Here is a 24,684-nt window from a genome sequence, read left to right as displayed (position 1 = left end):
GAAGGGGTTACCCTACATAAGGGGATATACTTTAGGAGGAGGACAGGGCGCTTGCTACATTCAGTGAGACACATTACACATAAGGCAGATAAGACGCAGTGCGACAAATCTGAATTTAGGGAGACAACATGGAATATATAAAAGAGGTATTTGCACAATACGATAGACAATGTATTCGGGTTTATCAGGCTTATAATCCAGTAATTGCAAAAGAAGCAGTCGCCTTACAGACTTTTGGTGAAAACTTTAATCTCAATCGCATGACATGGATAAAACCTTCCTTTTTGTGGATGATGTATAGGTCTAATTGGGGAACAAAGAAAAATCAGGAATGTATTTTGGCTTTGGATGTATATATGGAAAAATTTAATGAATTGTTAAGGGAAGCGGTGCTAACTTCACCAGACTCAATGATTTACAAAGGTTCAACTCAATGGGAAAAAGCATTTGAGGAAACAACAGTTTATTGCCAATGGGATCCCGATAGAAATGTGAATGGCAATTCCATAAATCGTGCAGCAATTCAAATCGGTCTAAAAGGAACCACTTTAAAAGAATTTCTGGCCGATGGAATTTACCGCATTGAGGATTTGACACCGCTTGTGAAGAAATGGAATGTACAGCGAAAGCAGGGAAAACTAAACTCTAAAAATATACCAATAGAAAGAATTTACCCTATTAAAAACAACGAAATTAGAAAAAGGCTGGATATGTGACAACAAACTAAATTTCAGTTTGTCGGATCGTCATTACGTTAAGCTTAATGGTAAAATGTGTACATAATGAACATTTTACAAATTTGACTGTATCATAATAAGTTTTCATTCAACTTCGCCGTTATCTACGTTGAGGAGATGCGTATCGCGCATGCTGGTACAGCAAAGAGTTGAGTTAAAAGTTGAAGCAGCAATGCTAAAAGTGACAGTAGGTACGTAAGTCACAGCACCCACACACGTGGAGTGCTGTGTGTCGGTAGTGAGAAAGCATTGATTTAACGCCACATTACCTAAATGTATAACCAGTAGAGCTCAAGTGGAGATAATGCTTGAGTTTTTATTTTCTTGAAAGGCTCTGTTACAGTTCTTTGTTGATTTCTTACTAAGCAGGATATTTTAAAATCACTACGGTGAGCTGTACCACAAATAACGACAAGTTTATGTGTTAGCTGATGGGCTCCGTTTCTCTTAACTGATCCGCGCCAAACGGATGATCTATGATATACAGCCAGCTATCATCCGGCTGCTTTCTCACAATTTCTGAAGTATGCCCTTGGATTTGTATCGGACTTCCATCCGCATCCACTGTATTAAGGATAAAATGTGCACGCAGCAAAGCGATATTTTCAAAAGGGATGCAGTAAATGTTTTTGGATACCATGCTGCCTTGCAGTCGGAATAGGTCCTCAAGAGTCTTGCGAATAAGATCAATTCCTTGATCCTTGCAGCCATCCGGATTAATCACAACGGCACCCGGTTCGTATAAAGCAAGCAGGTTGCCTATGTCGCAAGAGTTGTAGGCTTCGGCAAATGCAGCATTCATATCTTCCGGATTCATGACTGGGCTTTTTTGACTAGGGGATTTCATAAGATCGCCTCTTTCTGTATGATGTTATATGTGTTAGCTTAGCAGAATTCTCGCAATAATTTAAGTACGCAGAAAATGATGACATAGTCATAAAAATCTAACCATTGTGGAGGTAATGATGCCTTATCAGGACAGTACTTTTGGTTGCCCTGTAGAAGTGGGACTTCAAATGATTAGCGGGAAGTGAAAGCCTAGGATCATTTATGAACTGCTTCAGCAAACCCGGCGTTTTGGTGAAATCCAGCGACTCATCCCCGGCGTGTCCAGGCATGTTCTAACTACACAGCTACGTGAGCTAGAGGTAGGTGGTATCGTTAAACGTACCGCATTTTTAACGATGCCGCCGAAGGTTGAGTACACATTAACCGATTTTGTAAAAAAGCTTGGAACCCATTCTGGAGCAAATGATAAAAGTGGGGGAGCATTACATTTCTTTGCATAAGAATGAAGCCAATGATATGGAAAGCTAAAACTTGCCGTATTAGCCTGTGCGGTGAACCGTATCGCACATACTGGTACAGCGGAGAGTTGAGTTGAGAGTAGAAGCCACAATGTTAAATTTACAGATTAAGTGACGGGAATCGACACATGTGGAGTCGGTAGTGTCTTTGCATCCAAAATGCACAACAACAGCCCTTCACCACTGAATGGTGGTGAAGGGCTGTTGTTCGTCATTCATTATTTGAGTAAATGCATTAAATGCTGATTAACTTCAAAACATCATCATCCATCAGGTTGTCCCGGAACTCCATACTGGGCATGCTGACTTGTTCAAGCTTTATTAATGCTTCACATTCTCTTTTTATTATACGATGCTTTTCCAAAAGTCGCTTGTCCAGTTTATCGGTGTGCTTGGTTTTATACCTGAAGAATTAAAGACAGAGCAACTCTTTAACGGTCATTTCGTTTCTTTACGGGTACCCATACTTCAACCTGGGCATCGGACGGATTTCCATTCAGCAGAATTTCAGCGATAGGAGCACCTGAATAGATCCATTCATAATCTTCATTTAACAGATCGTTAAATGCCTGATCCTCCAACCTGTCAAAGGCTAAACGCGACAATCCGCCGTTTCCTGTAAGGACTAGATAATCGCTTTCCGGAAACAGAACCTCTTCTGTTTGATCCAATGCAGGCTGCGAGGTTTTGACTCCCGCATAATAGAAGACATTCCCTTTTTCCACAGCTATCGCGGCATAACCATACGAACCTTCAGCAAGTGGACGAAGGAGTGCCATTTGCCCATTTTCAAAGGCTCCAATGAAAAATGTCGTTTTTTGTTTAGTAAATTGAGGAGAATGTGCGTTGCTCGACCCCTCTAAAACCGTTTTATAACCAACCAAACGGAAGCTTTCTTTTCTTTCAACTCTAAAGTTACTCATTTCAATTTCCTCCTGCATATTTTTTTGTTGGTACATAAGTAACATAGCATTCTATATATGACAACAGTATGGCATACTTAGAGTTGAGGTGACTTTATGAAAATCGATCGTCTGATTGCCATGATCATGATTCTTTTGGAGAACGAGGTTATGAATGCCGGAGCACTTGCCAAAAAGCTTGAGGTCAGCAGCAGAACCATTTATAGAGATATCGATACGTTAACGATGGCGGGCTTGCCAATTTTCACCACTCAAGGAGTTACAGGTGGGGTCGGTTTAATGAAGTCATATAAAATCGATAAAAAACTGTTCACGCCCAAAGACATTCAAACTCTACTAACGAGTCTGGGAAGCTATAGGCAGTTATACGATCATAAAGAAATCGTTCATGTTCTGGAAAAGCTAAGCAATATAGGCCAAGAAGGCAGACAATCGGAAAAAGAAAGCAGATTTGCTATCGATTTATCCTTAAATCAAGGAAATCAATCCCTGCGTTCTCTTTTAAGCAGCGTAGAAACCGCCATCAATGAAGAGCGATATATAACTTTTGATTATATCGATAAAGACGGGAATGTTACTTCTAGGAAAATAGAGCCATATCAAGTTGTTTTTAAAGAAAGCAGTTGGTATTTGCAAGCTTTCTGCACCTTAAAAGAGGATTACCGAATATTTAAATTGGCTAGGATAAACAAGCTTTATGTGTTGCCGGAAACGTTTTTGCCCCGCGACTTTTCACCCCTTGCAATGGACGGATCAGGCTGGATGAGCCGGGAATGGGTTCCAGTCACGATCCGAATTGCCTTATCTATAAAGGATAAAGTGATTGAAAGATATGGCGAGGAGAACATTATTAGTGTAGAGGGGAATAGCTGTCTGGCTACATTTCCAATTATCAATAATGAATCCGGTTATGATGTACTTTTGAGGTTTGGGGATAAATGCGAGATCATAGAGCCTACCGATATTCGAGAAGCTTTTCAAAACTATATTCGAAGAATATTGGCGAAATACGAAGAACAATAAATCGGTGTCTGGAGGAAGAAAACAAGCTCTTCTGCATTTACCGTTGAAAATGCACTCAAGAAAAACGGAACTCATGGTAATCAACTCCAATGGTTATCAGTCGCTTTGTGGAGAGAAGCTTTGAATTATCTGGATATGTTGAGTCAGAAATTTATATGGCGTTAGTTTAAAATATGAATCTTTTCAATTTTTAAAAACACTGGTCCAAGGATGCAGTGTTTTTTATATGAAAGGAAAGCGGGGGCGGTTACGGTTATAGGTACAAGTTCTTGTCCTCCGACAATTGTACAACATCCTAGATGTAAACAGGGCTTATTCCAACTCATAGACATATGTACAAAATACGGGTTTTGTGAGGAAGTAGTATATAAATTAATGGAGCAAGCCAATTTAAACCATACTAATGCCAATTAGCTGTCCATAATTGATATCTATACAATATTCAAAATTGTTCATACTAGCTTCCCTTTCATGAACAATTGAATCTCTTTTTAGATATTGATTTGTCTCTAACGAGTATTAAACTTTAAAGTGTATCAGAATCTCGGATTAAACTTTGTGTAGTTATATTTATATGTTTATTGTTGATTGTTCTTTACGTACCTCTTAAATAAAAAAGCTAATTATTACCATTAATTAACTTATATCAGTATCTTCATACACGTTCAGTCGTATAGCTTTAATTTTAAAACATTTCTTTAGCTATCCTTAATTGTCTTTCCCGTTCTTTAGTGGCAGTCTCGGCCACCGAAGAATTATTGGATATGTTTACCATTTTAACAGCATAGTCACTGCTTACCATAGCGTGTCCTCTCATATGTCCAGTTGCAATGGCTTGTGCAAAAGAACGAGCAGCATACTTACTTGCTTCGGTTGTGGACTCTTTCGCTAATTCATTGACTATGAATCCAACTTTTCTTAAGTCAAAGGCTCTGATACCACCAGCTATACGTTTTTCTAGCGTTTCTACCCCTAAATCAATGCGCGGGTCATTTATAAGATGTTGATCCAGATGATCCAGGTGTTCAACAGCAACGCTCAAAGCCCATTTGGCCAGGAACTTCTGCGGTAATTTTTCAAGTGTCTCTTCAAGTTGATTTCTTAATTCAATATTGTCTACAATCTTTATCTTAGGACTACTGTAAGTAAATTCGTTAGTTGATTTTATTTGCTGCTCATGTTTATTCCAAGCATATTCCCCAATGTTCAAACGATCTCTCCCCCATTACAGCACGGCACTCTTTAATTGTTTCAGATCTTCTTTCATAAAAAGCGTGTACCACACTGAAAAAATGTAAATTAGCCAGATTCTACGCGAATAATCACCTTTATTACTCCGATGCTGGATAAACATTTCTTCGATGATATTCATATTGAATATTTCTTCAATACCACTATAGCGTATTTGCTCAAACATTATATCTGAAATCGGGGTCTTAAGCCAATCACGAATCGGTACGGGAAATCCTAATTTCGGGCGATTCACAATATTATCAGGAACAATTCCTTCCATAGCTTTACGCAAAGCGAGTTTTGTTGTATTTTTGCCAATTCGATTGGAGACTGGAATTTTACTAGCCGTTTCAAAAACCTCTTTATCTAAAAATGGGACTCTTAATTCCAATGAATGTGCCATAGACAGCTTATCTGCTTTTGACAAAATATCGCCAGGCAACCAAAAATTCATATCAATAAACTGCATTCTTGTCGTAGGATCTAGGTGTACTGTCTTATCATAAAAAGGCTTAACGATATCCGTCGGATGTAAAAAGCTATTTTGAGCGTGTACCGACTCATGGAGCAAGTTCATCTTTCCGCTTTTGTTAAAGATATTAGCATTACCGAAAAAGCGTTCCTCTAAAGGTGTCAGCCCCCGAAGTAAATAGTTTTTTCCATAAAAATGATATGGATATATAGACAATGATTTTCGTAACGAATCCTTTATGAAATTGGGCATCCATGTGATGGGTCTTAGTGCATCTGGCTCTCTATAGATCCGGTATCCTCCGAATAATTCATCAGCTCCTTCCCCGGATAGGACAACCGTGACATGATCTTTTGCAAGCTGATTTAGATGATAAAGAGCGATGGCGGAAGGATCGGCGACAGGCTCATCTAGATGCCATACCGTTTTCGGAATACTCTCAAAAAAGTCTTCTGTAGATAAGATGTGAAAATAATGATCCGTTCCCAGTTTAGCTGCCGTTTGATTTGCAATGATCGTTTCATTGTTTACCCCTTCAAATCCAATCGAAAAGGTCTTTGTGGATTCTACTGCTTTCATCATTGCAGCTATAGCTGTAGAGTCAATTCCACTGGACAAAAAACATCCTCTATTCACATCACTTTGTAAATGAAGGTTTACAGACTCTTTCAATTTCCACTTAATTTCTTCCGCATAGTCCGCTAAAGATCGTTTTACCGGATGAAAATGGGGTTCCCAATATTTCTCGATCTTCATTTCACCTTTAGCGTTAACAAATACTCGCTCTGCAGGTCCTAATTTATGAATATGTTCAAACATCGTATCCGGTTGCGGCACATACTGAAAAGTTAAGTAGCTAAATAAACTTTGATACTGAAGCTTTCTTGGTACTCCGTGAACTGCAAGAATGCTTTTAATTTCCGAAGCAAATAAAAGGTTATTCTCATCTTTGTAATAATAAAAAGGCTTGATGCCAAAATGATCTCTGGCAGCAAAAAGCGTCTGTTTCTTAACATCCCAAATCGCAAAACTAAACATTCCTCGTAAATGATGGACACAATCCTTACCGTATTCCTCATATAAATGCACAATGACCTCTGTATCTGATTGCGTTTGAAAGTGATGTCCCTTTAACTTAAGCTGATCTCGTAGTGTTTTATAATTATAGATTTCACCATTAAAAACAATCCAAAGGGAACGATCTTCATTCGTCATCGGTTGATTTCCATCACGTAAATCTATAACGGATAACCTACGAAAACCGAGCCCAATTCGAGAATCGAGCCATACGCCTTCATGATTAGGACCTCGGTGATTCATTGCGCCTGTCATTTGTTTTAAGGTTTCTTCTTGCGGGGGTTGTCCATTACATTTTAAGATTCCTGCTATTCCGCACATGCTATTGTAGTCCTTCCTATAGTAAAGATTAGGATATAGAGTGCCCACAATTGCGTTGATCAATCATCTTTTTTTCTAAACGATTTACTTTTTTATAATAAATAAAAAAAGAAAAGCCTGAATGAACAAGCTTTTCTCGAAGTAGTTATGTTGGTTCTTTTGCAAGGCTATTCTCAATCCTTATCTTATTCATGTGTAATATCCTTACGATCTAACACCAAATTTCTAAGACGAACCAAAGGAGCTTTAGCATCATCTACACTTGTGTATAGTGTAAGTTCAAATTGGTAAACCCCGTCCTTATACGGTTCAACTTGATTATACCAATCCCGAATGTTGCCTCCCAATATTTTGATAAAATCATCATCAACAGGTAGTTGATAATCTGAAGGTAAAATCAATGATATAGGTAATGTCCCAAATCTCAAGTTACCACTTAGTTTTTGTTGGTACCGTGGTTTTACCTTAATAATTGATTTGTCTATCTTCGAGCCTGTATTCATTTCTCCATACAAACTTGTAAATAATGCAGTAAGATGTTCATCCAATGAACGTCTTACTAATTGCCCTCCTGCTGCTCCTATAGCTGCTATATGGATTGTTGGGTAGATATCCAATTGAGGTGTTAATTTCATTGGGAAGCGAATGACAGGTGTTCTATATACAAAATTCTCATTCGTTGTTCTTCCTGGAACGAGTTCCGCATTCCGAATTACCATTAATCCAGCCCATGCATCTTGTAAATAAGCTAAATGTAAATCATCAAATTGGATACTCCTTTTCGGAAGTTCCAACCCGTCCGCCCAACTTAAATACTTATTCCCTCCACCTGGGTTCTTTAATTGATACACATAACTATTGTCGGCGATCTTCTCCAGATTATAGCCGTCAATTTGAAGCTTTGGAGCTAGATCTTTAAGCTCCACTGGTACAGATACAGGGTTGATAATCGTATTGAAAATCTGTTTCTCACCGTTGTAATCGCATTGTGTTTGTAGAATTCTAAAGCGATACTCAGTATCAGAAATTACGTTCATTGCTCTTCTGTTTCCATGTTCATACCATTCTTTCCAAGAAGACGCTACTGGAATTGCTAATGACATAAAGGAAGATACAATCTTCAGCAGAAGCTCCTCATCAATGTTATCTTGTCTTAGAACCTCTTCCATCTTTTTGTATACTTGTACACATCGAGTGAGTTTATCATAAAAGTCTTCCACCTTCACAAATGCATCATTAGATTTCTGATTAAACATCACTTGGCATTCCAGAATATCTTGAGAAGCATATTCTCTTTCAAACTCAAACCCATATCTCCACTTCACGGCTGTTTGCACCGTAGTTTCCTCAGATGTATTGTTTAGACCCTGAAGCATGGAAACCCCTTCATGTCTAATCATTTTAGGTTCATCCGGATAAAAACGAAGTGGTATCGGGACAGTTACATCTTTAGCTATTTCAACTTGCTCCAGTGGGTGAATAAAACTTAGCCATGAAGAAGCCTTATAACCTTCAATATTTGGGAGACTCCCTATTTCGTGCTCAATATGTTGAATTTCATAAGCTAAATCAACCGTTACACTGGATTGACATTCAGCGCACTTCGCATCGAATGTAAAACTAAGAGCACTATCCCCTTTCTCAAGTAGTACTTTAGAATTCGAGGTTTGATAAGCTGATTCAGTTCCATCCTGCTCCTCATCTCGTAGAGGTTTGGTATTTTTTTGAACCTTAATGCCCCCATACAATTGTGGAAGCTGTGCCTGAGATTCGGTACATGGACTCCAAGGAACGGAAACTGGAAACGAGACAATGGTCTCAATGTCATAGGCGTTAGTTAACTTTATCAGCAAATGCTGTTTAAGTTTCTCGGCAGCATCGGCTTTTAACTTTTCCATTGGAACATTAATTCGCTCACTCTCAGTAGGTTCCAGTATGGGGTCAAGTGTTTCCGGTATGATCTTAGCTAATTGTTCCTTTAGACTAAGTATACTTCTATACATAGGTGGATCTTTCTCATACACTTTGCAGCCCATGGAAGCTGATAATAGATTTTCTATTGCACTTAAATACAATCTTGCCCAATTATCCATATCAATCGGTCCGATTAATTGATTCCTATATATCCCCAATGTTCCAGTAGCTCCATCAAACTCAGGGATGCTAACAAGCCGGGAAATCTTACTTTTGGACATTAATTTTGGCGCAAAAAATATCGGATAAGCACCGACCGTATATCGCAGTCCTTTCTTGTCCCCACAAGTGGCATCTGGATCATGATCTGTAATTCCAGGTTTTGCAACACGGACAGCCCATAGTTTATCAGCATCTGTTCCTGTACTGCCGAACCTAGTTCTTCCCATGGCCACTTTAAGATCATAAGCATCCATATTGAATACCATCTCAAAGTTACTTGCGAATTTCTTCAGAGAACGCATCTTAGGATCAGAGTCCACTAAGCTGTTTTCTTTGATCATCGGTCGAATTTCCGAAACAGCGGCTCGAACAGTGTCTTCGTCTTTGAAGTTTATATCCACTAAATCAATCGGACGCTCTATAAACAAGAGTACTTTTAATTCATAAATATCCAATGGATTCGTATCTTCGATGAGCCAATCGAGTGACTTCCTAATTTCACTTTTCCCATCACAGTCGAGAGGATTTAACAGGTTATTTAAGTAGATACAGCAATCGGTGATAAAAGCTTTTAATTCGTCAGTTTGAACGGTGTCAAATAAATGATCTACATACTCATCAAGACTGGTTTGCACTTTGTACGAAACTAAAGGATTACCAGTCTCGTCACACTGGCATAGCTGATAATAAATTTTAGTGTAAATTAGCATGTCTGCTTCCAACCGCTTAAGATAGACCCCGTACTCTTCATTTGGCTGTTGTTTATATAACTCAAAATTCAACAGAAGTTCGATATGAAATCTCCGCTTCATCTCTTTTACACTAAATGTGTAAGAAGTCGTTATACCAGGCCACTGTTCAATAGCTAATAAACGATCAGTAAATCCAATTGGGATTTGAATGAAATTTGGAAATTGTTTCATCACTAGTTGGTTTCCAAAGTAATCATGCCAAAAGAAATCGATTTGAACCGTTTTCCCTATTCCGGAATAGGGATTCAAGTCAAACTCCGGCACACAATAGTTATTCGGAACAGTAGGCATACAATTCAGTGGATTATATTTCGCATATGGGAAGATAGGAACTACGTTCTCATACTTCCCCTCATCATCATTTAAACTGTGAATAGCAACTGGTAGTCCATCAATGCTCTGACAAAAATCCGAATTCCCTCGAATACGATATCCTAGCAGTCGATAAATCTGTTCCAAATAATTTTCGATAGTATCGTTATCTGCTACCTCATCCCTGAGGACTGAGAAACCTACATGCCCCACAGGCATCGTGTTAACCTTTTCTTGAATGGGCCATGAAACGTCAAGGAGATCACCGACCAGAAAGAGGTTCTTTAGATTCCTGTTTTCCCATAGTAAAGATTCCAGAGATACATCATAACTCTCAGATATAGACAGAAGGGTTTCACTTCGGGCAACAGAATGAACAAAACCACCGGATTTCGGAATAGTAAGCTCAATCGTATTAAGTAGCTGATTTTGAAGAAGACGTCCCGTATCCATGAAAGGTAAGCTTAGGCGAGAAGAAATCCTCATTAGTGTATCATCGTTATTAGCGATCGTTGCTCTATTCTTGGTCAGACTTATATAGAGTGGTGCTGTCTGTCCAGACATTGTTATTAAGCAATTTGAATAGGTATCCAAGGTTGTTGAATTTACTTCGTTCAACAGGATCAGACGGATTTGTCCTATGCCCTGTTCATTAAAGATCTCTTCGGGAAGTGTATTCCCATTATTCTCATAATGGAGATAGAAGCCTCCAGATCGAACGATACTGCACTCCCATGCCCATAGAATACTTTCATACGTATTTTGAAAAGATAAACCATTCATCGGATTGGTTTCTGTAGAAAGGTTGCTTTTCACAATGGTAGGTATACCTTCACCTAGAGTCCATTCACCACTTTTCGTTGAATAACTCACCTGTATTTCTGGATCCCCTTGATTGGAAGTCAGCCATCTTTCTAAAAGAGTTGTACCGGCTTCATCCGTACCTACTAGTTCAAACAGTGCTCCATCTAGCTTGACTCCAGTAACACTATCCCTTTCCGGCAGCTTCTTCAGCGATACATTAATCATAACACCTGACCGATAATCAATGGCGCCGTCCCCGTTACCATCCTGGTTCACTTGAGCATACAAAGATGAATTTATTGGGCTTTGTTTCGCTATAAGTCCTAGCAGGCTGTTGGGGAAACTCCATAGCTGCAAATTACCTACTGTTGTAGGGGAAACAAGTGTATACCACTTTGTAACTTGCTTCATGGTAGGCAATATCCCAATACCAGACATTGTTTTGATGCCATTGTTCGCTTCGATTGTCAACTCTTGGATGTTTGCGATATCCTCTCGTAGGAGGCTCACACAGATTTCACTTGTCTCAATATTAGACGAATCATAGAGACGAACCCAGGTTTGGTTTGAGGATATCTTAATACCATAATCGTTACAATCAGGCACCTGAGTAAAGATTGGTAAAAGAAACTGTTGACCCGTCAGTTGGTAAAGAGACATGGTGGAGACTGGAGGATTGCCTGTACATACCATTGAAACATTATTTTCAAATCCGTCTAGTTTGGGTGGCCGCATACCGCTTAACAATGAATGGCTCGCCATTGCTGAAATATCAGAGCTTTTAGACTCCAACTCGTTTTTTATAGCATCCCATTCTAAACTGTTATCACCCTTAAATAGATCCATTGTAGCTTGAAGTCCTTGTTTGGCGAGTGAAACAAAGAAATCTTCATACAAGACTTTAGAGGCCGATTTATGACTTGTAGTCCATGAATAGCTGCGTTTTGATATCGATTGACCAAGTTCCGATAAATAACGTGCTCGGACTTGTGAGAAATGTAATCTAAGATTATCAAGATATACTGGTGTTAACTCGTTGTATAAGCTAAAGTCTACATCTACGGGCGAAGTCCCGTTATAATAGGGAACTCGCATCGAAAGGGCTGGAACCATTGGGAACACAGAAATATCGCTCAAATCACTGCCAGGTTGATGGATTTGGATCGCACCTTCATCAGTGAAAAAATATTGAACTAAATGATCATAATCCATCGGAGTCCCGTTTGTTTCATCCCTGAACCAACAAAGTGCATCACTAACAACTTGCTTAGTGATAATAGGGTTATTTTGGTCCAGATCCCCTTGACCAAAGGCTTGTAATACCCATAAGAAAAGTGATTCTAACAAGCCTTTAAATTCATCTTTTTTTATATAAAGCATTGCAACGTAATGAGCATTTACTGAATCCGTCTCTTTCAGTTGATCTACTGTAAGCTGAGGAACAAAATACGTCTTGATCTTAATTCTGCGATTTATCGGAAGCTGTTTCCAAACGGGTGCTTTACACTCATTTGTAATGTATGGTGCAATTAGGCTCTCACCCTCTATTATCCACGGTGCCTTACTCCCTCCTCCAAGATCAACCGATTCATTCACATCTGTATGAAAAGAGCTATAGGCTGTGATTTTCACACCACAAATTTTAATACGATACTTAATGGATACATCCACAGTCGCTATTAGTTCGAGAACCAGGTTCTTGTAAGCAGCGATCAGAGTACGAATGACCAGGTTAACAGCTATGTTAAGATCAGCCATCACAAAACCAAAATCCACACTTCCATAGATTCGTCCAATGACACCAAGCATTGCATCTAATGAAAAATAACGTTCCTCCTTATTTGCGTTATCGGGATGAAATGTTGCGAGAACACCCTCGAAGACGCCAACCGCACTCACATTAAATCCTGCCTTTAGAACTCCTTTATTGAAGTCCTTACCCACTCCAAGAGCCATACCTAAACCAAAAGCTAAGACTTGTCCAAAATGGCCATTCGTTGCTATTGGAACATACTCTGAAGCATCCGATTTCAATCGAGCCAAATAAAACCCACCGGCACCTGAATAATATGGGGGAGCTTGAATGGTGAAAGATCTTGAAAAATCGAGATCCCGAGGAAAACCTACGTCAATCTCAAAATCACCATTCGTGTAAATTTTGATGCCAAATATCGGAATGATTATCGTAAACGGTGGGGTTTGAATATATCGCATGGAATCTGGAAGTGTTAGTTCAGCTGAGTAAACCCCCTTGGATTCTGAAAGCTTAGTGTACATAACCTCCAACTCAAGACCGTCGAACAGCTTCGCCAATTCACCCTTTAATGCAATCTTTATCCCATATAACTTGGGGTCATTAAAAACAAGCTGCATATTGAGGAAATAGTTCCCTGTGTTGTATTGTAACAAATTAAACTCCGTACCCATCAGCCACTGGCTAGCCGCATCATAAGGTAATTCAGCTGATCCGGCTCCATTTTGAAAGGCACATTTCATCGCGTTGACCGCATCACCCACGGAATCAAACTTAGTTTGATTCATGGTGTATCTTTGCGCTAGTCCTAGCCACTCAAGGTCAAACGTTGTTGAAAAATCGGGGAACAATTTAATGTTAGGTTTCTCTTTTGGATCACTAAGATCCCATTCAAGGTCGGACTGGTTAGTTGTAATAGTAACAAATACGTGATCTAAGTTATCTTTGTTAACGTTAAGTTTTTTCAAATCTAACCCCAAAATACTTATGTTCAAATCTGTCTCTAAAGTAACCTTTTCAGCAGGTCCTAAATCAAAAAGAACGGAAGCTGGCCCCACCTTATCTAAGAGCTGGTCTAAGGGTTCAGGCAGATGGAAGTAAGGTCTCCCTGTTAACTTCATCATAGCTGTCAGTAGGAATCTTATGTTATTACCTGTAAAAGCAAAACGCATATATTCTTGATCTGGTGAGTAATCAAATTTCATACCTTCCCATTGAACCTTATATATTGGAGCTCCACCTAGAATATAAGTTAGACACACTTGTGCCCCTATCCTTGGTATCTCCACTTCCGTTTCAATTGTATAAGTGTTATGGGTGGAGCCTCCCTCAATCTTTAATACGGCATCGATTTCTAGCTGTAAAAATCGTTCATTAATTTCCCATTTGAAATCAGCGTATATACTATACGAATCGTTATCTGCATTATCAGTGATTTGATATTCAAAGGTTATACTGTCAGCAATTACATCTGAGAATGGCCATGAAGGCACCAAATCACTCATCTTGACCTCTTTCAAAGTCATCCCCTTCAATAACCAACCCACTGCATTCGGCTGAGCTTCCACCTCAAAGCTCAATGGTCCAATCACTACTTTCCCTCGAAACACGTAATGATATCTTATCTGGTTAATATAACTGAATTTGCGCCATTCGAAGGTAGGATCTTGAATTTGAAAATTCAAGAGATTGAGGTCACTCTTCCCAATAAGTATAACTTTATAGTCACCATTCAAAGCATTTGTAATGGTCAAATCCATTTGTTTGATTGGAAAGTGTAAGGTTCCAGGCAGGTTGATGATATTACCTTCAAATGTATTTAGAATATCGTTCACCTGAATCGTGTCATTTTCTGCATCAAAGATCCCGTGAAAAGAAAGATCTTCTTCTAATAAAAGAACGGCTTCCTTGAATCCACTTACTAATATGCGCCCTCGAACAATCAATTCCTGTTCACCCGGGTGGAGACAATCCCCAACCTTCCAATAAATCTCCGGGATCATAGAGAGATTCCCCACCTCCCATGCTTGGGTGGAAGCAACAGTTATCTCATGACAATTCATCTGATGATTAGTTCCATTTAGAGTTACTTTATAATCTAACAGCGTCATTTCAACAAAAAAAGATAGCATTTTAGAGGGAATTCCTTTAAACCAATTTCGTCCTTCCATGAGCGCAAATACTTGAGGAGGAGTGATTAATTCCCTAACATCTCCTAAGCTTAGTTGGTAGTTACCGTCTGTGAGCTGCTCCAACCGTACCTTAATTAGTGACCCATTCGGAACGCGTAGTTCAGCTACCAAAAAAGCTTTGATTCGTACATCATTAATTGATAATCCTAATCCCGGATTCAACACTGTTAAAAAATCTGGCATGTTCACCATAACGCCAGAAAGTTGTTGTATCCATTCCCAGTGTGGCAACTCTTTACGTAATAAGCCTTGAACATCAAGAGGAGTATAGAACAAATAAATCTTCGAATCTGGTAGGTAGGCTTTATAGGTTTGAAATAGCATATCCTTAACTGAAAAATCGCACACTAAATTTTGTCCTTTTTTCAAATAAGGAATAAACTGGCCTCCTTCAACTGGATAATCAGTCAAATTCGTAGTTGTAAAGAAGAACGTAATGCCATTCATCTCTAACAAGTCCAGCGGTGATGGTGGAAGTCCTGGAAAGCTATCGCGTAGTTTCCATTTCGAACTGAATTCCGCTGCAAGAACAATTTTCAATTCTGTTCCATCCCAGATAAATTCAACAGCTATATGTGTGGTCTTTTTTAATACTTGCATAGAGCCTTTGATCTTCAGGTGAGTTGCAGTTGCATCATCAATTTCTGGATTAGTTATGACCAAGACATCGTCAGTTGCGACTCCAAACGAATTCACCAATAATTGTCTCAACGTCTCAAGATCAGTAGGAGATATCAAATTAGCTTCAGCCACTGCTTGATACAATGATTTCTGCTCCATTAATTTCTGGCTTAAAATATAAATACTCATGGTACCCTCCTTAACAAATTGGATTAGTGGAATCTTTTATATAATTCGCATACCATCCAGGCCCGTTGGTTTGATCAGCTGTAGCTCCAGGGGGAGGCTGTAGGCCAAAATTCATCGTCCCTCCAGGTGGAAATTTGAAATTCAAAAATTGTAAGCCTACATCATTAAATTGCATCGAGTATGATGTTGTACCGCTACTTGGATCTGCTGTTAGCACGATATCACCGATACCCATTTTAATAACTCCCTGTAAATTAAAGAGCTTGCCCTGTTCTCCTCCTCCGGGTAATTGCAATCCAAGAAAGAAGTTATATTTCGGACGTTCAATATTCACTGGAGCATTAGATTTGGTCCACGCTAACAACACACGAGTAGTGAAAAGTGTATCCGCTGCAAGCATTCCCGCATTCCCCAGATCCAGCTCAAACTCAAAGCCTGACCAAGGTCCTTTAATATCAAGAGGCTGTGGTACAGTAATTGCAGTGTTAACGAGGATAAGTGGGATATAACCCAATTCTGAGGGCAATTTTCCAGAAGAAGCGAACGATACGAACCTTTTAAATTTTAAAGGCAATCCAAAGATCAAACTTTCCTTACGTGGTTGTACTTGTTCAGGAGTTATCAGGATATCTGAAGTATCCATCCAGATACTATCCCTCTTCATAGTGGATTCATCAAAGACAAGGCGGATCAACTGTTTCGAGAATGGAAGTCCAGATTTCTTCGATTTGCTTGCATCCTCCGCACTTAAACTGCCATACGAGAAAGCATCAAGTCCTTTAATGTTCTGAAAATCCATAAATCCCATAAGATTAAACCTTGTTTCAAATTTGGGTCCATTTGCTATTTGTACAGTATCAATGCTGGCACCAGAAATCTCCACATGATGGAATACACTACTCTCCAGCTGACATTTGTTTGATTTCGGGGTATTAAAGATGTAGAGATTGGTTTCACCGTGATTTTCTCTACGCCCTGTAAAGAAAATGGATTTTAAGCCTGATGATACAGTGAGTTGATCTCCCTGCGAAATCACTTCGTTTACCGATTCCTCAAACATATGTTTTACTGTCAACTGTACTTCGCTTGTAAAGTCTTGTATCTCTGAGTTAAAAAAAAGTGCACGTACAGATAAAACTTTAAAATCGAAATCATCTTCAGTGTATACAGGAATTGGGTTCCCAAATTTGTTCACTTGTTCGTAAACTGGATCCATATAGTGAACTAAAGCGAATAAAGAGCTATCCTTTTCGAGAACGATCTTCCCATTCACTTCCTCAGGAATATTCACATTAATACCTATATGATGCGCGTGAAAGAGATCCTTCTCCATCCCGGCATTCAGCACCTTCAAATCACTCGGCATTGCCTTTTGTTTTATGTCTACCTTTAAAGCTAATATCCCAGTCCAACTGGCTTGTTGAATTTTATGATTAAAAAGAGCATAGAAAGGGTCCTTTTGCGTTAAGGCATCCTCGAAATATTCGCGCAACCAAGCAGAAAGCGCGAATAATTCACCGTTATCAGATTTATTAAACGTATCCGCGTTAGTCCAATTTTGAGGTTTTTCTACTAAATCCTTAAGCGTTCCTTCACAAAATTTCAGAATTATTACATTCTGATAGTTACCGTATTTATTGTCAGCCTTCTTATTGTTGATATGGAACGGCCATTCCGAAATATCTAATTCATCCATAAATTGACCAACAAATGGATCCAGCGGATTAGTGATGACAAGAAATAACTGATTGGTTAAAAATGCACTTTTCAGTTGCGAACTTATCATTCCTAATTTCAGGTATTGAGTAGTCCCTGTGCCGTTAGCGATTTGTGCTAATAAAATACTCTCCCAATTATCATTTATATCTGCTTCAACCAGTAGACCTTGTGGAGTTGTCGTTTTTCGCAAATCACCCTCAATAGTAGGAAAAGTAATGACCGCATGATTTGATAGTCCTGTAATATTTCGTTTACGGACTGGATGAATAACCTGGTATTCATACTGAGTCACTACCTCATCCTCAAAATCTGATATATCACTGTTCTTCATACCCACGTATGGAACAAGAGGATATAGATGCTCTGCAGTTAACAGGGAAGTTTTTTGTTGATCATAAATTAATGGACTGGGTAAGTTTGGTGGTGTTAATCGTACTTCTGTCGTTTTAAATAAAACAGCATCTTCAGGTTGGGAGACGTAGATATTCTCTTGTGATTGATTATTTTGGACGGAAATCCATGAAGTTGTACGATGAGATTGTAAGAGCTCCGGAATCGTCGCATCACCACTTGTGAACCTTTGTTCTTCAAGAGAAGGAACAGGAAATATCGGGGCTAACGCCGGTTGATAGGAAACAAAATTAAGCATGTGCCCGTTTCTGAAACCTATAGTTTCAGTGCCGGATAATCCACAGAGTAAATGTCGCACATCCTTAGTTCGCTCGCTTAGTTTCGCCATCTGAATTTGGAAAGGTCCACCTGGAGTCCAGTACGGTTCATAATCGTTATCCTCCAGTCTAAACTCAGAGCTAAAAACTATAGGTTTTAACATAATGGGATGTCCGAAATCGGAACGAAAAGGAGTCTTAAACAGATTAATGTTTATATCAGTACTTTCATCTGGTAATATTCCAAACCGGAAAGCTGTTGGAAGCTTTTCTTTGGCGAGTGGGAAAAGCGGATTTAAAACACACTGAAAGCGGTATGGTGTATCGGTATCTCTAGTTCCTGTTATTCCGAAATGCTGGCTTTTTGTTTTTTGTTTTCCGGCTTCATTATAGAAAAAATGATAACGCAAACCTACAGGTAACTGGGTCACAGGTAACTCTGGAGATGGATAGAAATTTAATCCTTTATCATTTAATTTCGCTCGTGTATCAAACTTAAATGAACCTGACTCTTTGCCATGAAGAGCCAGGACTAAGTTTTGAATCCCTACTTGTATATAACTAATTTCAACAGAAGAATTAGTATAAGAAAGGAAGTTAATTATCCCTTGATCTCCATACTGATTAAACAGAAATTGATTTCCTGCAGTCAGATGAACAGAGACCCTTTCGATAAATTCAAGCTTCAGGCTCGTGTTGTTAATAAATAATGGGTTGTTAAACTGTGATATTCCACTACCACCATTAACATGTGATACAAGATAGCAGTTTTTTATTACAGCCTCGCCACTATCGCTACAGTCACACCAAAAAAAGTACCTAGACACAAACATTGGACTGTCACTCTCATAACAAAGACCTTGCTGATTGTTCATATGTTTCAATATGGAATCCAGAAAGGCATTATGGTCTGCAGGTTCCTTTTCGCAAAAAACGTAACTGCCTATGTTATATGACCAGGATTTTTCTAAAGTTATGGATTCGGGAGTTGTCCCTCGTGCAACAAAACCAACCCATAGTCCTTCCGCTCCATGATGTCTATATAATGAGCCGGTTGAGTTTGTGAATATCCGATCGAAAAAATCAATAAATTCATGATTAGGCTGAATCATATGAAGTCCCCCCTCGTTGAATATGTCTGTGCTCTAGTGTTTCATTATGAAATGAAAATATTCATAAGAATTAGTATGAAAATTAGAACATATAAAAAACGTCGAATGATTCACTATATGAATCGTTCGACGTTTTACGTTTAATGTTACTATTCGATATTAAGCTGCTTAACGATCTTCGCCCCCTGTTTGCGTAAGGCATCGTAATCGTATACTTCTTTAATTTCACCTAACTGGCTTTCAATAGTAGTTAGATCATTCATTTTATAATAGTTACTCAAAATCTCGTACGGTGTCATTCCTGGTTTCTTCCCAGGTACATCTTCTATCGCTTCTTTCCATGGTAAGTTTGCCTTATCCATCGTTAGCTCCAAAGCAGCCCCAGTTTCATAACGGATACTTCTTTCTAAGAAAGAAGGCGACTCCGCTTGTCCGTTAGCAATAAAATCATATGCTTGCATAAATGTCACATGGTAAGGCTCCTGCTTAGTGGCCAGCACCATTAAATTACGGCCAGTTAACTTACTATAACGATATTCCAAATACCTTGCAGAACCTTCGATAGCCTCTGTCTTCGTCTCGCCAATTAATTGCGGCCATTTATAGTATCTGTAATTTCGTACAACTGTCCAATCATGTAAATACTGTTGAACGAGTTCAGGATTGCTTTCAGCCATTGCTTGATCCAACAGTTTGAATTCGATACCCATCAATGCGTAATTTTCTTCATTTATAGGATAGTTTTCGATATGCTCAGCACCATTGGCATCATACGTCCAGTCTTTTTGTTTGAAGATATGAAACCCTTCGTGCAATAAAAAAGATGAAAAATCAAAATACAGCGCGGGATCGCTGAACATTTTGGGATAATACTTAAAATACATTGTTTCCATACCTTTCAGATTTAGCGTTCCAAAATTAGCTGGAAACCATGCTGAGAGGGTTGTCGGTGAAAAACGACTGATACGATATACCTTCGGTAAGCCCATCGACTCAGGCAGACTGATTTCTTGAGCAAAAATCCCTTTCTTCATAGGCACATTCACGGCAAACCCTTCGCTACGAAACAGACCGCTATCCTTAGTCGTTCGTACCAGTAACAAGGGTTTGGAGTCAAATCGATAATCCTTATTCCAGAGCTGATCACTGGATTGCTCAAAATGGTTATACAACTCGGATAACTCTGTCAGCATCCGCCGATCGGTTTCAGGCAAGGATTCAAACGTAGTACGGTAGGTCTTATTTAATAAAATCGATACCGTGCATATTCCAACTATTGCTGCCAATATCGTTAATAGAATGTTTCTTTTTCTATTTCTTTTGCTCATGATTTACCTCGCTGTTTATCTCTTGTTATATGAGTAGTATGATATAAGCTAAAAAAAACGTCAAATGATTCACTATATGAATCGTTCGACGTTTTCTTATTCACTCTTATTTTATCTCACTCATGAAGTTTCTGAAGTTCTCCACGATTTCTTTCGATCGGGTATGGTGTAAATAATGATCGCCTTCAAACATCATCATCTTCCCATGTAATGAATCTTTGATCTGTTCTTCGTGTAAAGCTGCCCAACCCTCAACATCCGAATTATCTTTTACTAAGAAGAACATCACGGGAAGTTCTTTAGGGAACTTTAAGTTTTCTGCGTCTTTGAAGTTGCTTGAGAAATGATCTGCTTCGTTGATGATATTTGGATTCATCATATTTTTAAGCGAAAGCATTCTATTTTGCTCTTTCGTTTTAGCATCAACATCGGGTGCAATGATTTGATCAGGCGAGAGTTTAACCAGCAATCTGTAGAAACCTGATTGTTTAAGTGATTTTAAGGCTGCTGTTGGAAGTGCATCGCCGGCTCCTTGTGCCGGAACACTGCTGTCGATCCCTACGAATGCACTAACTTCGTTTTTGTATTTGTTTACATAGTCTAGAGCATAAATTCCGGATATGGAGTGTCCCATCAGAATATAACGGTCTATATTTAATTGTTGTAAACTTTCATGTAACTCACTCACTATATTTTCAGTACTTCGTTCTTTTTCGGTGATATCACTTAATCCATAGCCAAATGGCTCAATCACAACCACTTTGTAAAATGGAGATAACTCGTCTACAAGCGGCTTAAAATCAATACCCGGCGCTGCAGTTCCATATCCTGGTAATAATACTACCGTCTCTTCACCACTTCCATGAATCGTGACGTTCATGTTTTTTCCATCTACAGGTACAAGCTGACCATAGGGTTCAATTTTTCCTTTCTCGATTTTGTTGCAGATCACATTAACAGTAAAAACAATGGCTAGAAAAAGCGCTATGGCTATGACTATAACTCCTATTGCTTTCAGTAAAAAGAAAAATGTCTTTTTCATCATGTAATTCCCGCTCCCCACATATTTATATCTTCTCTTCTGTCCATTTCATTCTAACAATCCAGTCTTAGATCCTGTGAAACACAAGTTTAAGTGAACCTTAACTTTCAGCATCAGCTAACAAAATCAAATTAAGCTTCCGTTAAGATAACTTTTATAAATATGATTCCACTTTCGTCCATTTGATATCATAAAAAAACACCTTTAGATATTCGCTGATTAGCCCATAAGACCATTCAACGATATTCTAAAGGTGTAAATTCACTTCATTAGCTGAATATTAGTTCAAAGTTTCTTTACGCGATAAACGAATTTTTTCAGGCGTAACATCATTTCCCTCAGGATCTACAATCGTTACTCCCGATAGACTGTTACGAACTTGTCCACGAATTTCACGTAGATAATCTTCACGCAAAGCGATCTGTTCCACCCATTCACTTTTTGTCAGACCTTCTTCACGTTCTTTCCTGGCTAGTTCATTAATACGAGTCAAACTGGTAATCATCTATGTTCCTCTTTTCTAAGTTTTGATTAGCTTGCTAATGGATGTGGTGAGTAATGCCAGATTCAAGATAAATTATCCGCCATCTGTTTCATAAGCCTTCTTAATAATAAACGTTCTTCGGGTAAAATTCCTGTTAATAATTTATCCAATTGCTTATTCCATATACGTTCCACAGGTTCACAAAGATTACGTCCGGCTGGAGTTAGATACACTCGGCTTACTCTGCCATCTTCAGGATCTCTTTTTCGAACAACAAACCCATGACTCTCAAGTGATTTCACCATATTCGTAATAGTTGGAGGCTCACAATTCAGACTTTCGCTTAACTGGATCTGTGTCATTCCATCTGATCTCCATAACCGGCATAATAACTGTTCTTGGCCCACATGAAGATTAAATTCTCTAAGCAATGCTGCATAATCTCTACGCATTTCCGCTGAAATTCTATCCAGTAGTTCTCTTATCTCATTTTCAATCACAGCTTGTTCCCCCGAACCACCTTACAAATTAATTAGCATGCTAATTATATCATATTTTTAAGAGGATTTCAAAGGTGGACGATTTTTAGATATCACCCACCAACGAATCCTCTTTAGGTTGGTACTTCATCGTATAGAAATGGTCTTCAATTACTGTTTCTCGGGAGTCTCACTTCAAAGATTGTCCGCACCACACCGCTTTGCGCAGATACGGTTCCATTATGCTGCTCTACTATATTTTTAGTAATAAACAAGCCAAGTCCCGTACTTCCTGTTGGATGTGTTCGTGCACGATCACCCGTGTAAAACATATCAAAAATTCGTGGCAGCTCTTCCGGCTCAATACAATTTCCATAGTTAATTACTTCAACGACTACCTCGTTAGCGTCTAAGTAACCGTGAATATCAATAAATTGACCATCGTTTCCGTATCGGGCCGCATTCGTAAGAAGGTTCTCAAATACACGTGCTAACAATTCCCCGTCACCGTAAATCATCAGAGGTTGTGTCATATCCAATTTGGAGGTTAGGCCATTTTTCTCAAAGACTGGATATAATTCTTCATTTAATTGTAAGAGAAGCTCACTGAGATCAATCGAGGATTTCTCAAGCTTAAGCTTGCCGTAATTCATTCTTGTAATTTCAAACAGCTCATCAATCAATTTTTCTAAACGTTGAGATTTAGTATAAGCAATTGTCGTGTAATGCCTGGTCTGTTCAGGGGTTAATTGATTGTCTTTCAAAATAAAATCCAAATAGCCGATAACCGACGTTAGGGGTGTACGCAAATCATGCGCTAGGTTCAACACGAGTTGATCTTTACTGCTCTCGGCAATGTCTCCCCGCTCAATGGCTTCTTGCATATTCTCAATGGCTAGATTGAGATCATGACCAATCATCCCAAATTCATCTTTGGAGGGTATATCTACTCGTTCGGAGAAATCACCTGACGCTAGTTGATGAATCCCCTTTGATATTTCTTTGAAGTATTTTGCATACGGCTTAGTGAATAAGAAGAAAAATAGAATGGCTAGTGGTATAAAGATAATTAAAAATGTATTCACATCTCCAATATCTCTTATTACATAGCGAACTTTGGTTAGTGGATTCTCAAACTTCACCTCAGAGTGATAATATCGCTGGAGCGCCTTATAGATTAAAAAGGTTATCCCACCGGATACTAGCATACTGGCCATCAGCAGCATAATCATTTTTGTACGAAAACTATAAATCATTTTAGGCATTGAATGTATACCCTTCCCCTACAGTATTTATCTTTGTAGTGATAATGGTATATGAATTCAATCTAAATCTCAAATTATTAGTATCACAGATCCTTTTTTTCAAAAATCCGCAATGAAATAAGATAAGAACAGCTGAGTAAGAACACGTAAGCGAGTCCTAGTATGATATAAGGAATATAGCTAGACTTCACACCAAAGCTCTGCCAGTTCTCTAATTCAGGAAACCATTGAAGCAAGCTACCAATCACATTCGGACCAACCATTATAATCATCATAAAAACGAGATTAACCACTTGCGTTCCTTTAGCCCCTAGCCAGTAATGAATCGGTAAATAAAGCATAGCGAGGAGCGGGAAAATAGATATCGCAATACCAACCTCTTGCCAGAAATGAGGGGTCACCTCTTTACCTGTCATAATAATCAGGAGATAGGTAAAAGCAGTTGCTGCCAGCCCAACAAGCGCATACGGAAGAATTGAGAAGTATTTAGCGCGGACAAGCTCTTGTCTCCGCACAGGGAGATTAACGAGAAACCGTTGCGTCATCTGCTGAGTATCCATAGAACAGGAGCTAATCAACAACAGCATGGGTGGCATTACCGTAAATAAACTGAAGCTATGATAGTTCGAGTAAGCTATAAAAATAAAGAAAGGGATGAGCAACATCAGAAATTTACGCAAAAGAATGAAGTCTTTTTGAATAAGATACAATGAATGATACACTATAATTCCTCCT

15 protein-coding genes are annotated in these 24,684 nt (G+C 38.8%); 3 read left to right on the top strand and 12 right to left on the bottom strand.

The window, feature by feature from the left end; all coding sequences use genetic code 11:
* Positions 1-128: 128 nt before the first annotated feature.
* On the top strand, positions 129-716 hold the full coding sequence (locus MKX35_RS18090; protein ID WP_076298676.1) for a DUF4291 domain-containing protein: 588 nt from the start codon (positions 129-131) through the stop codon (positions 714-716).
* A gap of 445 nt (positions 717-1,161) precedes the next feature.
* Here the strand turns inward: MKX35_RS18090 and MKX35_RS18085 are convergent, their stop codons facing one another.
* Positions 1,162-1,584 (bottom strand): YybH family protein, encoded by a 423-nt coding sequence (locus MKX35_RS18085; RefSeq protein ID WP_076298677.1) that lies wholly within the window; start codon positions 1,582-1,584, stop codon positions 1,162-1,164.
* Positions 1,585-1,780: 196 nt separating this feature from the next.
* Between MKX35_RS18085 and MKX35_RS18080 the strand changes: the two genes are divergently transcribed.
* Positions 1,781-2,026, top strand: a complete 246-nt coding sequence (locus tag MKX35_RS18080; RefSeq protein WP_341044464.1) for a winged helix-turn-helix transcriptional regulator — start codon at positions 1,781-1,783, stop codon at positions 2,024-2,026.
* Positions 2,027-2,475: 449 nt separating this feature from the next.
* Here MKX35_RS18080 and MKX35_RS18075 read toward each other — a convergent pair whose 3' ends face one another.
* Entirely contained in the window at positions 2,476-2,967 is a 492-nt protein-coding gene (locus tag MKX35_RS18075; RefSeq protein ID WP_076298678.1) for a GyrI-like domain-containing protein, read from the bottom strand.
* Between the two features lie 96 nt (positions 2,968-3,063).
* Here MKX35_RS18075 and MKX35_RS18070 point away from each other — a divergent pair, with 96 nt between their 5' ends.
* Positions 3,064-3,990, top strand: a complete 927-nt coding sequence (locus tag MKX35_RS18070) for a helix-turn-helix transcriptional regulator (protein ID WP_076298679.1) — start codon at positions 3,064-3,066, stop codon at positions 3,988-3,990.
* Positions 3,991-4,675: 685 nt separating this feature from the next.
* Here the strand turns inward: MKX35_RS18070 and MKX35_RS18065 are convergent.
* The 10 genes from MKX35_RS18065 to MKX35_RS18020 all read right to left on the bottom strand — a co-directional run bounded on the left by MKX35_RS18065 (position 4,676) and on the right by MKX35_RS18020 (position 24,671).
* Entirely contained in the window at positions 4,676-5,200 is a 525-nt protein-coding gene (locus tag MKX35_RS18065; protein ID WP_076298680.1) for a putative immunity protein, read from the bottom strand.
* 15 nt (positions 5,201-5,215) lie between these two features.
* Positions 5,216-7,093 carry an asparagine synthase (glutamine-hydrolyzing) gene (gene asnB, locus MKX35_RS18060; RefSeq protein ID WP_076298681.1) on the bottom strand — a complete coding sequence of 626 codons (1,878 nt, stop codon included), beginning with the start codon at positions 7,091-7,093 and terminating at the stop codon, positions 5,216-5,218.
* Between the two features lie 185 nt (positions 7,094-7,278).
* Entirely contained in the window at positions 7,279-15,852 is an 8,574-nt protein-coding gene (locus MKX35_RS18055) for a hypothetical protein (protein WP_076298682.1), read from the bottom strand.
* Positions 15,853-15,862: 10 nt separating this feature from the next.
* A complete protein-coding gene (locus tag MKX35_RS18050; RefSeq protein ID WP_076298683.1) occupies positions 15,863-19,351 on the bottom strand; it encodes a hypothetical protein in 3,489 nt (1,162 codons plus the stop codon).
* A 149-nt stretch (positions 19,352-19,500) separates the two neighbouring features.
* A complete protein-coding gene (locus MKX35_RS18045; protein ID WP_076298684.1) occupies positions 19,501-20,679 on the bottom strand; it encodes a hypothetical protein in 1,179 nt (392 codons plus the stop codon).
* Positions 20,680-20,785: 106 nt separating this feature from the next.
* Complete coding sequence (locus tag MKX35_RS18040; protein WP_076298685.1) at positions 20,786-21,724, bottom strand: alpha/beta fold hydrolase; 939 nt, start codon at positions 21,722-21,724, stop codon at positions 20,786-20,788.
* Positions 21,725-22,001: 277 nt separating this feature from the next.
* Positions 22,002-22,226, bottom strand: a complete 225-nt coding sequence (locus MKX35_RS18035; RefSeq protein ID WP_042188496.1) for a DUF896 domain-containing protein — start codon at positions 22,224-22,226, stop codon at positions 22,002-22,004.
* Positions 22,227-22,288: 62 nt separating this feature from the next.
* Positions 22,289-22,705 (bottom strand): MarR family winged helix-turn-helix transcriptional regulator, encoded by a 417-nt coding sequence (locus MKX35_RS18030; RefSeq protein WP_256716235.1) that lies wholly within the window; start codon positions 22,703-22,705, stop codon positions 22,289-22,291.
* A gap of 146 nt (positions 22,706-22,851) precedes the next feature.
* Entirely contained in the window at positions 22,852-23,949 is a 1,098-nt protein-coding gene (locus MKX35_RS18025) for a HAMP domain-containing sensor histidine kinase (protein ID WP_076283642.1), read from the bottom strand.
* Positions 23,950-24,032: 83 nt separating this feature from the next.
* Complete coding sequence (locus MKX35_RS18020) at positions 24,033-24,671, bottom strand: ABC-2 transporter permease (protein WP_076298686.1); 639 nt, start codon at positions 24,669-24,671, stop codon at positions 24,033-24,035.
* Positions 24,672-24,684 lie beyond the last annotated feature (13 nt).

It is taken from the genome of Paenibacillus sp. FSL R5-0923 (assembly GCF_038009145.1).
Lineage (GTDB): Bacteria > Bacillota > Bacilli > Paenibacillales > Paenibacillaceae > Paenibacillus_AQ.
Note: the sequence above shows the minus strand (reverse complement) of the source record. Positions and strands in the feature narration are given on the sequence as shown.